We start from the raw sequence: 13,466 nt of genomic DNA on the forward strand, positions 1-13,466 counted from the left end.
ATCTATCTAAGGCTATTATGCTGCGCTGGTTTGAAAACCTGTTAAATCCTTTTCCTGCAAAAGAAATCGTTCCCCCTCCCAATGCGTTATGGCCATTCTTATGGTCTTGCACCAAAGGCTCGCGCCTGTTTATTTTAGTGATGACATTCTTTACTGCCATGATCGGTGGTTTTGAGGCCATGCTATTTGCAGTGATGGGCAAGGTGGTGGATTGGTTAAGTAAAAGTTCACCAGCACTGCTGTGGCAGACAGAAAAAAATCATTTGCTGATGTTGGCTGGGTTATTGATTTTTAGCGGTGTGTTGATAGCCGTGCAAACCTTGATTAAACATCAAACGCTGGCGGGTAATTTTCCTATGCGCTTACGCTGGAACTTTCACCGTTTAATGCTTGGGCAAAGCATGAGCTTTTATCAAGATGAGTTTGCAGGGCGCGTTTCTGCCAAGGTGATGCAAACGGCGCTAGCTGTGCGTGATGTGTGGTTTATTGTGGCGGATATTCTGGTGTTTGTAGTGATCTATTTCGTTACGATGGTGGCTGTGGTCGGTCATTTTAATGCCATAGTGGTGCTACCTTTTTTAGTGTGGGTTGTATGTTATGTGATTTCGCTCAGCTACTTTGTACCAAGGTTAGCTAAAGTTTCGCAAAATCAGGCAGATGCTCGCTCGTTAATGACTGGGCGCATTACAGACGCTTATACCAATATCAGCACGGTCAAATTATTTTCGCACGCCGGGCGTGAGGCTTATTATGCGAAGTCAGCCATGAGCGAGTTCCTAGGCACTGTGCATAAGCAAATGCGCTATGTATCAGGCGTGGAATTTACCAATCATATTCTTAATATGCTGTTGGTAATAGCAACCTCTGGTGTTGCATTGTGGTTATGGACACATAACGAGGTCAGTGTTGGTGGCGTTGCTGCTGCTACTGCTATGGCATTGCGTCTTAATGGTATTTCTCATTGGGTGATGTGGGAGCTTACCTCACTTTATGAGCATATTGGCACCGCGCAAGATGGGGTGAACACCCTCTCTTTAACTCAGCAGATTATCGACAAACCTGACGCGCCAGCATTAAAAATCAGCACAGGCGAAATCGTATTTGAACAGGTGGATTTTGCGTATGGCATGCAGACCTCAGTACTAAGAGCCCTGAGTTTAAATATTCGACCAGGTGAAAAAGTTGGCTTAGTAGGGCGCTCTGGCGCTGGAAAATCTACCATAGTGAATTTGCTGCTACGTTTTTATGATGTAGAGAGTGGTCGTGTCTTGATTGATGGTCAAGATGTGCGCGATGTGACGCAAAACAGTTTACGTAGCCAAATTGCGATGGTGACACAAGATACATCGTTATTGCACCGCAGTGTGCGCGACAATATTCTGTACGGGCGGCCAAACGCCACAGAGCAAGAGATGATTGATGCGGCAAAGCGTGCAGAGGCTCATGAGTTTATTTTAGGCTTGTGTGATGCTAAAGGCCGTACCGGTTATGATGCGCATGTAGGTGAGCGTGGTGTGAAACTATCTGGAGGTCAGCGCCAGCGTATTGCGATTGCACGTGTGATTTTAAAAGATGCCCCGATTTTGCTGCTAGATGAAGCCACTAGCGCGCTGGATTCCGAAGTGGAGCAAGCAATACAGGCTAGCCTATATGACTTGATGCAGGGTAAAACCGTGGTGGCAATTGCGCATAGGCTCTCTACCATCGCCGCGATGGATCGCTTAATCGTGCTGGATGATGGCAGGATTGTAGAAGAAGGTGATCATCAAGCTCTGATTAAGCAAGGCGGTATATACGCAACGTTATGGGCGCACCAAAGCGGCGGCTTTTTGGGTGAATAGCGCTTTTATTTTTTCTCAGGTTCATCAGTTAAATATATTCATATTTTAGGAGCGAAGAGATGTCTGCAAGCAATGAAGTAAAGCCACCGTTACCGCCTTTTACACGTGAAACAGCTGCGCAGAAAGTGCGGCTGGCCGAAGATGGCTGGAATAGCCGAGATCCGCATCGTGTATCACTGGTATATACGCCTGATAGTCAATGGCGTAATCGTGCAGAGTTTTTAACTGGGCGTGAGCAAATTGTTGCGTTCTTAACTCGCAAATGGGCGCGTGAGTTAGAGTACCGCTTAATTAAAGAATTGTGGGCGCATGATCACAACCGTATTGCCGTTCGCTTTGCCTATGAGTGGCATGATGACTCCGGGCAGTGGTATCGCTCTTATGGTAATGAGAACTGGCAGTTTGATGCTAATGGTTTAATGGAGTTACGTTATGCCAGTATTAACGATTTGCCAATCAAAGAGACTGAGCGTAAGTTTTTATGGCCAATCGGGCGCAGGCCTGACGACTATGCTAGCTTGAGTGAACTCGGTTTGTAGTGTTTGGAACTGCAAGCTTGAGTGTTTGAGGTGTTGGTTCTGGATTAGGGTATGCGGTAAATCATTTTGAGTGAAGCATTTGCGGCAACATGAAAACCGCAAATGCTTATTTCTTACTTGATGCAGCTAAAATGGCTTTAGCTGCTAAGTTGTGTCTGCTTAAGCGCGTTCTCTCACTACTAGGCCTTGTAGTCTGCCTAGCGTTTTTGAAAAGGCTAACACCTCTTCATTAGGGATTTGTCTGATCGTTTTTTGCGTTGCGGTGTCAATGACTTTTACAATCATGCGCCCAGCTTCTTCATCCATTGAAAACTGAACCGTTTGCAGCGCAGGCGCTACAAGCTCGTTCAATTTATTGACTGCGGCCGTCAACATGTCTTTATTAGCTTCAGTTGATGTTCTATTGTCAGACGTATCCACTGATTTTAAAGCAGCGCGATTCGCGTTATTAGCTTGGGCAGTAGCTTTCGCGTCTGTAGTTTGTTGCGTGCTGATTGGCATTTTTATGCCGCCGTAACCATCTATTGAAGAATTAAACATGTTAGCCCTTAAAATCGTGTCTTAAATTGTTATTGGGTTGAAAATTAAGTTAAATTTTGCCGTATCTTATAACTCTTTAACGGCAGCATATTTAGATAATTTAGGGTAAAAGCAAAAAATATTTAAAATAATTTAAATATTTATTAAATTGTTAATATATTCATATAGTTAACTATTAAATTATTTTTGTATTTGTAGCTTTTTTATGTTTTTTTCTATGATTTTTATGTAAAAGTCTAGTGAGTTAAGTATAGTTTTTATGCCTTTTAGGATTGCAACCCAGCATTAATTTTATAAAACCAATCTTTATTGGTTGCGGTCGATTTAGCTGGTCTTTATATAAGCCAGGCTCATGGTTTGGGTAGTAATTTTTGGCGTATAGGGTAGCATGCCATTTGTGCCCACTTAAATATCACAGGAAAGCCATGAAGCTTTACGAGCAGCTTGCTAACTCTATCGCCCAGTCTATTCAAGAAGGGGTTTTGTGCCGTGGAGATAAGCTGCCTTCGGTACGCCAAGCCAGTGTTAGCCGTGATGTGAGCGCCGCTACTGTGTTAGAGGCCTATTATTTATTGGAGGCTAGAGGCCTGATTACGGCGCGTGAGCGCTCCGGGTACTTTGTCACTGGCGGTGCTGTGAATATGCCATCTTCGCCCGCGCCCATGATTGAAAGCCAGTTAGAATCTACAGAGGTAGATGTGAGTGAGTTGGTGTTTGAGGTGCTGGAGTCAATTCGGCTTAAAAGTGTGGTGCCTTTAGGTTCTGCGTTTCCCAGCCCTCTGTTGTTTCCGCGGGCGAATTTAGCTAAGACCATGGCATCCAGCGTGCAGATTATGGACCCTTGGGCCAGTGTAGATAACCTAAGTGCAGGCGATATTAACCTTAGGCGGCAGATTGCTTTACGTTACATGATTGATGGTTTACACGTGACGGCGGATGAAATCGTCGTGACAAATGGCGCGTTAGAAGCATTGAATTTATGCCTGATGGCAGTTGCCCGGCCTGGAGATACTATTCTCATTGAGTCACCAACCTTTTATGCGGCATTGCAATCCATAGAGCGTATTGGACTGCGAGCGGTTGAGATTCCTAGCCACCCTAAAGATGGGATTGATTTAGCAGCAATGGAGCGTGCCATTGTGCAGCATCAACCTAAAGCTTGCTGGCTAATGACTAACTTTCAGAATCCTTTGGGTAGCTTGCTTTCAAACGAGAAGAAACAGGCGTTAGTGGCACTCATCACCAAGTATCAATTGCCGTTGATTGAAGATGATGTTTACGGCGAGTTGTATTTTAGTGATAAGCGGCCAGTGCCAGCAAAGGCCTTTGATACCGACGGCCTGGTAATGCATTGTTCCTCATTTTCCAAATGTCTTGCGCCTGGCTACCGCGTAGGCTGGGTTGCACCGGGGCGATTTATTAAAACAGTAGCGCGACTTAAATTAACCACCACTATTTCTGCATCGGTACCGGCGCAGGTGGGAATTGCCAAATATTTGCAAAAGGGTGGTTATGATAAGCATTTGCGCAATTTACGCCATGCCTTGTTGGTGAATCAAATTAAGTTCGTGGAAGCCATTGAGCGCTATTTTCCTGCAGGCACTTGCTTAACGTTACCACAGGGCGGCTACTTTTTATGGGTTAAACTGCCTGATAACGTTAATGCACTTGAGCTGCATAAACTTGCACTCAATAATGGCATTAGCATTGCACCTGGTCCTATCTTTTCTGCACAGCGCCACTTCACCAGCTATATCCGTTTGAATTACGGACATATTTGGGATGCGCGCATTGAGGCAGCACTGGCAACATTAGGTACGCTAGTATTGGGGTTAATGCCTCAGTCATTGCCGTAAGATTTTTGTCATCTGTTATGCTTTTTTTGTAAGCATCTGTCTCTGTTATTCATTAGCCTCAAGCCTTAAGCTTTAGTCACTGTAAAAAATAACTTGGTTGTTGTCACTACGCCAATTTTTAAGGTGATTAAATGTATATCTATGATGAAATAGACCAGAAGTTGGTGGAACAGCGCGTTGCCCAGTTCAGGGGGCAAACGCAGCGATTTCTCAATGGACAGTTATCTGAAGATGAGTTCCGTGTACTACGTTTGCAAAATGGATTGTATATTCAGCGGCATGCCCCAATGTTGCGGGTGGCAATCCCTTACGGGATGTTGACCTCCAATCAATTACGCACCTTGGCTTATGTTGCGCGGCGTTGGGATAAAGGCTACGCGCATTTGACTACCCGCCAGAATATTCAGTTTAATTGGCCCCGTTTGGAAGATGCGCCTGATATTTTAGCTAAGCTTGCTACCGTGCAAATGCATGCCATCCAAACCAGCGGTAATTGTATCCGTAACACCACCACAGATCATTTTGCTGGTGTGGCGTACGACGAAATCATTAACCCTCTCGTCTGGTGTGAAATTATACGGCAGTGGTCTATGCTGCATCCTGAGTTTGCATTCTTACCGCGTAAATTCAAAATAGCGGTAAGTGGCTCCGTGACAGACCGGGCTGCGATTGGTGTACATGATATAGGTTTGCAAGCAGTTGAGCACAACGGTGAGTTTGGCTTTAGAGTATTTGTGGGCGGTGGCTTGGGTAGAACGCCGCTTGTTGGCAAGCTGATTAATCCTTTTGTTGCCTGGTATGACCTGTTGACTTATTTGCAGGCCACACTGCGTGTTTATAACCTACATGGCAGAAGAGATAACAAATATAAGGCACGTATCAAGATTTTGGTCAAAGACCTCACGCCAGAGGTTTTTGCTCAGCAGGTCAATGAACAATGGGCACGCATTAAAGGCGGCGCTGACACCGTGACCGCTGAGTTTGTTAGCGCGATTGCAGATAAGTTTACATGGCCCAGTTATGGCGTCTTGCATGAAAATGGCAGTGCTGCCATTGCACCTCATTTAGAGGCTAGTCCTGCCTTTGCACGATGGTTCCGTACCAATATTCATCAGCATAAAATTACTGGCTATTCATCGGTGACCGTATCGCTGAAAGCGACAGGATCTCCCCCAGGCGATATTACTGCAGACCAGATGGATGTACTTGCCGAAATGGCTGACAACTATGGGTTTGGTGAACTGCGTGTTTCGCATGAACAAAATATCATTTTGCCCGATGTTAAAACCAAGTCGCTCTATGCGCTATGGCAAGAACTGAGCGTGCTTAATCTGGCAACACCTAATATTGGGCTAATTACCAACATCATTGCCTGCCCGGGCGGAGATTACTGCAGTTTGGCGAATGCTGTATCTATCCCAGTGGCAGAAGCTATCCAGCAAAAATTTGATGATTTAGATTACGTGCACGAAATTGGCGAGCTTGATCTTAACTTATCCGGCTGCATGAACTCCTGTGGGCATCATCATGTAGGTCATATCGGTATTTTGGGGGTAGATAAAGCGGGTGAAGAGTGGTACCAAATCACTTTGGGTGGCAGACAGTCTGGTGCGCTTAAAGCTGGTGTCAAATCAAACACAGATAGCAACGCTAGCGCGGCGATTGGCCGAGTAATTGGCCCTTCGTTTGCACGTGAGCAAGTCCCAGATGTTATCGCACGTTTAATTCAAACTTATTTATCAATCCGAGAGAGCGATGTAGAGCGGTTTATCGATGTGGTTGACCGTGTCGGGATTGAGCCGTTCAAAAAGGATGTTTATATGGACCCGTTACTGGCAAAGACTTCAAACTTAGTAAGGGAATCCAATGTCTGACTCTAACCCAAACTTAATTCGTGGTGGTCAGCTTACAGTGAATGAGGTGCAGTGTTTTGACATGAATAACGAACAAGCATTATTAGTCCCACCTGATGACGCAATTTGGATGGTGACCTTTGATACTTGGCTTGCACATCAGTTGTTATTGGAAGGCAGGCAATTCCCTGTGGCTGTATTGATTCCTTCAGATGCTGATTTTGATGATGCTACCAGCACCCATGTGCATGCGTTATGTCAGGCAGATATTGCATTGATTGCGATAGATTTTCCAAGTTATACGGATGGTAGGGGGTATTCACTGGCGCAATTGTTAAGAAATATCTACCAATGGTCTGGAGAATTAAGAGCGGTGGGAGATGTGATGATTGACACAGTGTATTACCTAGCCAGATGTGGCTTTGATAGCTTTCTGATTAAACCAGGTCATGATGCGCAATTGGCATTAGACGCTTTGCATACCTTTAGCGATACCTACCAAAAATCTTATCGACAGCCGATTAAAAGTAATAGGCCGTAACAATGAATCGCTATTGAAATCTATAGCTTTACATCAGTTTAACTTGAGTTATTTTATTGTATGCAAGGACTGCAAATGAAAGATGCTAAAACACCATCTAAGAAGGTCATTCCGATTGTAAGTGCGCCAGCACAAGGTGGATTTATGCCTATGTACGAGGCGCAAGCTAAGATATATCCACGCAATACCTTCGGTTTTTTCAAAAACTGGCGTTGGGTGATGATATGGATTACACAAATTGTGTTTTACGGTGTGCCGTGGTTGCAGTGGGGTGAGCGGCAGGCGATGCTGTTGGATATCAGCACCCACCGTTTCTATATTTTTGGATTGGTGCTATACCCTCAAGACTTAATCTATTTGGTAATTATTCTCATCATCGCAGCGCTAGCTTTGTTCCTGTTTACTGCGGTTGCCGGCAGGCTGTGGTGTGGTTTCTCTTGCCCACAATCGGTCTATACCGAAATATTTTTATGGATGGAACGTAAAATTGAAGGGGATAGAGCCGCACGTATCCGCTTGGATGGGGCTAAGTTTGGAGTTAAAAAACTCTATATAAAATCCTTGAAACATCTGGCTTGGATTAGCTTCTCAATTTTTACAGGATTCACTTTCTTAGGCTATTTTTCACCGATACGTGATTTATTGGACAGTATTATTCAGATTAAACTCAGCCCTTGGGAAACATTCTGGATTTGTTTTTATGGCTTAGCTACCTATGGCAATGCTGGTTTCTTGCGTGAGCAGGTATGCAAACACATGTGTCCTTATGCGCGTTTCCAAAGTGCAATGTTTGATAATGACACGCTTATTGTGACTTACGACCAAGAGCGCGGTGAACCACGCAGTGGCCGTTCCAGAAAAGTAGACGCAAAACAGGAAGGTTTGGGCGACTGTATTGATTGCAACTTCTGTGTGCAAGTGTGTCCGGTCGGTATAGATATCCGCAATGGTTTGCAATATGAATGTATCAGTTGTGGTTTGTGTGTGGACGCATGTAACAGCATTATGGATAAAATGAATTATCCCCGTGGCTTAATTCGCTTTACAACCCAAAATGGTCTTGCTCAGCATTGGACCAAGCATCAGGTGATTCAAAAAATATTACGTCCGCGTGTGCTGATTTATAGTGCGTTATTATTGCTGCTTTCTCTCGGTTTGGTGGTTTCCTTGGCGATGCGCCCTGCATTTAAAGTGGATGTTAATCGCGATCGAGGTGTGATGTCCAGATTGGTTTCCGGCGGCAAGGTAGAGAATGTCTATCAGTTGCAAATTACCAATGTGACCGAGGCCAAAGAGACTTATCGCGTATCAGTGACTGGTATTGATGGCTTGTCGATGGCATCGCAAACCCAGTTCACGGTAGAGCCTGCTAATGAGCGGTTGGTGGCTGTGAGCCTGCAAATTGCCGATGGTGCAGTACGCAGCGGTACACATCCAATTGTGTTTGAAGTGGAAGCATTGGGGACTAAAGAGCGTATTACCCAAAAATCTATCTTTTACATGTCCCGCTAGTCTGTATCACTATAAATAAGGGTTAAATCAAGAGGCGCCGGGGGCGCCTCTTAGTTTATACAAGAGTGAGTATTTAATTGCTTAATCTATTCTGTTTGCTACGTTACTTTAAGCTTTAAGCAGCACAATCACTGCGCCGCTGCCACCGTCTTGTCTGCGTGCTTCTGCATAGGCAATCACCTCATCACGCTGTATTAACCAGCCACGTAATTTGTGTTTAAGTACCGGCTCGCGGTTACGTGAGCCTAAGCCTTTGCCATGTACTATGCGTACGCAGCGTATGCCACGTTTTTTGCAGTCGTTTAAAAAGGTTGCTACATAAAGTCTGGCTTCATCACTGATTAAACCATGCAGGTCAATGGCGGCCTGTATCACCCAGTGGCCGCGGCGTAATTTGCTTAAAATGTCAGGGGAGTGCCCTTCACGCAGGTAAAGTAGTTCTTCACCGGTTTCTATGTCATGTGCAGGGATGTAGTAATCACTTAGTGAGTCAGCCAGAGCTTGCTGCTCATCGCGAATGAATTGTTTGGGAATCGGTTTCGGACGTAGCGGTGCATGATGCACGCGTTTTGGTTTGAGTGGTCGCGCATCTTTAACTGCCTCTAAAAACAGTTCGGATTCGTTGTCTTTTGCGTCTTCCACAATGTTGATGGCTCTATTGAGTAAATGAGGGCGGTTTGGTTACCGCCCTCATTTTTACTTATTTCAAATAATCACTTATTTCGCGTGATCTAAATAGCGCTCTGCATCTAGTGCTGCCATGCAGCCTGTGCCTGCACTAGTGACTGCTTGGCGATAAATATGATCTTGTACATCGCCTGCCGCAAATACACCCGGTACGCTAGTGGCGGTTGCGTTACCAGCGCGGCCCATTTGCGTCACAATGTAGCCGCCTTCCATCTCGAGTTGGCCTTCAAAAATATCTGTATTTGGTTTGTGACCAATGGCAATAAACACGCCTTGCAATGCAATATCTTTAGTGCTACCGTCATTCACATTTTTAATGCGCATGCCGGTCACGCCAGTGTTATCACCTAGCACTTCATCTAGCGTAGCAAATGTTTCTAGCACGATTTTGCCTTCTGCCACGCGCGCCATCAGTTTGTCCACCAAAATGGCTTCTGCTTTAAATTTATCGCGGCGGTGTACAAGAGTTACTTTGCTTGCGATGTTGGCTAGGTATAAAGCCTCTTCAACCGCAGTATTGCCGCCGCCAATCACCGCGACTTCTTGGTTTCTGTAGAAGAAGCCATCGCAGGTTGCACAAGCAGACACACCTTTACCTGAGAATGCCTCTTCACTTGGCAGGCCTAGGTATTTGGCAGAAGCGCCCGTCGCAATAATCAGCGCATCGCAAGTGTATTCGCCGCTGTCGCCTACTAAACGAATCGGTTTTTCTGTAAGGTGTGTGGTGTGAATGTGGTCAAAAATCATTTCAGTGTTAAAGCGCTCTGCATGTTTTTGAAAACGCGCCATCAACTCTGGGCCTTGCACGCCATCTGCATCTGCAGGCCAGTTATCAACCTCGGTGGTCGTCATCAACTGGCCACCTTGTGCAATACCTGTAATTAATACAGGCTTGAGGTTTGCGCGTGCAGCATAAACCGCAGCTGAATAACCAGCAGGGCCTGAGCCCAAAATAAGTAGTTTGGCGTGACGTGTTGCCATAGTGATTGCTTTCTTAATTAAGGTTGTATCTTGTACGTTGGGTGTGTTGTTTTATTTTTCAAGTTTAAGTGACGACATGGCGGCCACTTTTGCATGAGGCTGCAATTGCCAACTACATGCTCATGCACTTAAATTCCATGCCGCACTGTCATCTTAAGCTTGAGAAATTATCGTATTATCTTTCCAGCAGACTCCGTAGCATCCATGCGGTTTTTTCATGAGTTTGTAAGCGCTGTGTGAGTAAGTCTGCGGTTGCTTCATCTGAGGCAGCATCCGCACTTGGGAATACGCTACGTGCTGTGCGGCATACTGCCTCATGGCCAGCCACTAGCTCGGCAATCATGTCTTGCGCTTTAGGCACAGATTCAGACTCTTTAATTGAACTTAACTTGGCAAAATCGCGATAAGTGCCCGGTGCATAAACATCTAAAGCTCGAATACGCTCAGCTACTAAATCAACAGCTAGTGCCAGTTCGTTGTATTGTGTTTCAAACATCAAGTGCAGCGTGTTAAACATCGGGCCCGTGACGTTCCAATGAAAGTAATGTGTTTTCAAATATAACGTGTAGGTGTCCGCTAATAGATGTGAAAGACCCTGAGCAATATTTTTTCTATCTTCTTCTTTAATGCCAATATCCATTTGAACTCCTCATTAGACTCTGATTAAGGGTTTGCAACGTTTTATGATTAGAAATGAGAATGATATTCTAATCGCTACGCAGCGACTTTGATACTGCTATAATTAAATCCGACACTTAAAATACGTTAAAGGTTTATCTTGTTTTTCAAAAAATCTAAACCAGTTAATGCTCGCCGTGAAGCTGAAGTAATTAAATCTAATGCCCTCGCTAATACGCTCATTAAAGAAGCTTGGTGGCTGGGTTTAGTACTCATCGGGCTGTATATTACTGTCATTCTTTTTACTTATAATCCTAACGACTCCTCTTGGTCACATATCGCACCTGATAGTGCCATTATTCAGAACGGCGGTGGTAGTGTCGGTGCCTGGATTTCTGATTTATTACTCTACGTATTTGGTTTTTCTGCATGGTGGTGGGCGGTCTTAGCCTTTTATGCTATGTGGTTTGTGTATTTAACGCTGGAGGCTGTCGACCAGAGCGAGAAGCCATTCTTGCTTTTTAACTTTTTTGGCTTTGCTTTACTGTTGGTAGCTTCAAGCGCCTTGGAAGCTGGGCATCTGATTGACTTACCAGCTATGTTGCCTGATAGCGCGGGCGGGATGTTAGGTAACGCTGTGGATGCAGGCTTGCGTAGCCTGTTTGGTTACACAGGCTCTAGCATGCTGCTGCTATTGATGTTTGTTGTTGGTTTTAGCTTGTTTACAGGTTGGTCATGGATCATGATCACCGAAAAGTTTGGCGCGTTTTTAATGGCGAGCTATGCATTCATTATGCTTAAATGGCAGGATTGGCAAGACAGAAAAGCCGGTAAAGCGGTAGAGCAGGAACGTATCGAATACGTTAAGAGCGAACGTAAGCGCGTGGTGGATCGTGAACCTGTGCAAATTGAAACGCCAGTGCTTGAAATTGCACAAAGTGTGCGAGTACAAAAAGAAAAACAAGTACCGTTGTTTGATACACACCCTGACACCCCGTTACCGCCTATCCACTTGTTGGATGAGCCTTCTGGCACCGTGGAGTTGCCTTCTGCTGAAACCCTGGATTTCACCTCACGCTTGATTGAACGCAAGCTGATGGACTTTGGTATTGAAGTTAAAGTGTTAACCGCATTGCCAGGCCCTGTGATTACGCGTTATGAGCTTGAGCCAGCGGCTGGCGTTAAAGGTAGTCAGGTGACCAATCTGGTTAAAGATTTGGCGCGCGCTTTATCCGTAGTCAGTGTGCGTGTGGTGGAAACGATTCCTGGCAAAACCTGCATGGGTTTGGAGATCCCGAATCCTAAGCGCCAAATTGTTTATTTATCAGAAATTATGGGTAGCCAGGCCTATGCAGATATCCATTCGCCATTGGCAATTTCTTTGGGTAAAGATATCGGTGGCAAACCTGCGGTGGCTGATTTAGCTAAAATGCCGCACGTACTGGTTGCCGGTACGACTGGCTCTGGTAAGTCTGTGGCGATTAATGCGCTGATTTTAAGCGTGCTGTATAAAGCAGATGCCAGCCAGGTACGTATGATTTTAATTGACCCAAAAATGCTGGAGTTATCAGTTTACGAGGGGATTCCACATCTGTTAGCACCCGTGGTGACCGATATGCGCCAAGCGGCCAATGCCTTGAATTGGTGTGTGGCAGAGATGGAGCGCCGCTACAAATTGATGTCTATGTTGGGCGTGCGTAACCTTGCGGGTTACAACCAGAAAATTAAAGATGCAGATAAAGCCGGTGAGAAAATTCCGCACCCATTTAGCCTAACACCAGACGAGCCGGAGCCGTTGGAAGAAATGCCTCTCATTGTTGTAGTGATAGACGAGTTGGCTGACTTGATGATGGTCGTGGGTAAAAAGGTGGAAGAGCTGATTGCACGTTTAGCCCAAAAAGCACGTGCTTCTGGCATACACTTGGTGCTGGCAACGCAGCGCCCATCAGTGGATGTGATTACTGGCCTGATCAAAGCCAACGTGCCAACGCGTATTTCTTTCCAGGTTTCTAGCAAGATTGACTCACGTACCATTTTAGACCAAATGGGCGCAGAGGCTTTGCTAGGGCAGGGCGATATGCTCTATATGCCGCCAGGTACCGGTTACCCGCTACGTATTCACGGCGCTTTTGTGTCAGACCAAGAAGTGCACAAAGTTGTTGATTATCTTAAAGCACAAGGTGAACCGAATTACATCGATGGCATTCTAACCAACGAAACTGAAGAGGCAGGCGGAGCAGATTTTGTGGCTGGTAGCTCAGGCAATGGCGGTTCAGAGGTTGATCCGCTTTATGATGAAGCGGTGGGTATCGTGCTTAAATCACGCCGCGCCAGTATTTCATCCGTACAGCGTCAGTTGCGCATTGGCTACAACCGTGCCGCTCGCCTGATTGAAGATATGGAACGCGCAGGTTTGGTTTCTGCGATGCAGAGCAACGGTAACCGCGAAGTGTTAGCACCGCATCATGAGCCTTAATTTTTAAAGAAAAACATACGAA

General features: G+C 45.4%; 11 protein-coding genes. 7 read left to right on the forward strand and 4 right to left on the reverse strand.

The annotated features are described in order from the left end of the window. The first annotated feature begins 17 nt into the window (after window positions 1-17). Both C3Y98_RS01315 and C3Y98_RS01320 read left to right on the forward strand, forming a co-directional pair. Window positions 18-1,841: an ABC transporter ATP-binding protein gene (locus tag C3Y98_RS01315; RefSeq protein WP_135276336.1), complete on the forward strand. Its 1,824-nt coding sequence runs from the start codon at window positions 18-20 to the stop codon at window positions 1,839-1,841. Between the two features lie 59 nt (window positions 1,842-1,900). Beyond that, window positions 1,901-2,380 carry a nuclear transport factor 2 family protein gene (locus C3Y98_RS01320; RefSeq protein WP_135276337.1) on the forward strand — a complete coding sequence of 160 codons (480 nt, stop codon included), beginning with the start codon at window positions 1,901-1,903 and terminating at the stop codon, window positions 2,378-2,380. Between the two features lie 159 nt (window positions 2,381-2,539). Here the strand turns inward: C3Y98_RS01320 and C3Y98_RS01325 are convergent, their stop codons facing one another. Next, on the reverse strand, window positions 2,540-2,920 hold the full coding sequence (locus tag C3Y98_RS01325; protein ID WP_135276338.1) for a flagellar protein FlaG: 381 nt from the start codon (window positions 2,918-2,920) through the stop codon (window positions 2,540-2,542). A gap of 425 nt (window positions 2,921-3,345) precedes the next feature. Here C3Y98_RS01325 and C3Y98_RS01330 point away from each other — a divergent pair, with 425 nt between their 5' ends. From C3Y98_RS01330 to ccoG, 4 genes are all read left to right on the forward strand, one after another. Then, window positions 3,346-4,776 (forward strand): aminotransferase-like domain-containing protein, encoded by a 1,431-nt coding sequence (locus C3Y98_RS01330; protein ID WP_135276339.1) that lies wholly within the window; start codon window positions 3,346-3,348, stop codon window positions 4,774-4,776. Window positions 4,777-4,907: 131 nt separating this feature from the next. Then, entirely contained in the window at window positions 4,908-6,650 is a 1,743-nt protein-coding gene (locus C3Y98_RS01335) for a nitrite/sulfite reductase (protein WP_135276340.1), read from the forward strand. Then, window positions 6,643-7,170, forward strand: a complete 528-nt coding sequence (locus C3Y98_RS01340; protein ID WP_135276341.1) for a DUF934 domain-containing protein — start codon at window positions 6,643-6,645, stop codon at window positions 7,168-7,170. Before C3Y98_RS01335 ends, C3Y98_RS01340 begins: the two co-directional genes overlap by 8 nt. A 75-nt stretch (window positions 7,171-7,245) precedes the next feature. Continuing rightward, entirely contained in the window at window positions 7,246-8,682 is a 1,437-nt protein-coding gene (ccoG, locus tag C3Y98_RS01345; RefSeq protein ID WP_135276342.1) for a cytochrome c oxidase accessory protein CcoG, read from the forward strand. 108 nt (window positions 8,683-8,790) lie between these two features. Here the strand turns inward: ccoG and C3Y98_RS01350 are convergent, their stop codons facing one another. From C3Y98_RS01350 to C3Y98_RS01360, 3 genes are all read right to left on the reverse strand, one after another. Next, a complete protein-coding gene (locus C3Y98_RS01350; protein ID WP_135276343.1) occupies window positions 8,791-9,324 on the reverse strand; it encodes a Smr/MutS family protein in 534 nt (177 codons plus the stop codon). A gap of 75 nt (window positions 9,325-9,399) precedes the next feature. Beyond that, entirely contained in the window at window positions 9,400-10,350 is a 951-nt protein-coding gene (gene trxB / locus C3Y98_RS01355; RefSeq protein ID WP_135276344.1) for a thioredoxin-disulfide reductase, read from the reverse strand. Between the two features lie 175 nt (window positions 10,351-10,525). Further along, window positions 10,526-10,990, reverse strand: a complete 465-nt coding sequence (locus C3Y98_RS01360; RefSeq protein ID WP_135276345.1) for a Dps family protein — start codon at window positions 10,988-10,990, stop codon at window positions 10,526-10,528. A 138-nt stretch (window positions 10,991-11,128) separates the two neighbouring features. Between C3Y98_RS01360 and C3Y98_RS01365 the strand changes: the two genes are divergently transcribed. Beyond that, window positions 11,129-13,444, forward strand: coding sequence for a DNA translocase FtsK (locus tag C3Y98_RS01365; protein ID WP_425339456.1), 2,316 nt, complete (start codon window positions 11,129-11,131; stop codon window positions 13,442-13,444). The last annotated feature ends 22 nt before the right edge of the window (window positions 13,445-13,466 follow it).

The sequence above is a fragment of the Methylotenera oryzisoli genome (assembly GCF_004661485.1).
GTDB classification, from domain to species: Bacteria; Pseudomonadota; Gammaproteobacteria; order Burkholderiales; family Methylophilaceae; genus Methylotenera; species Methylotenera oryzisoli.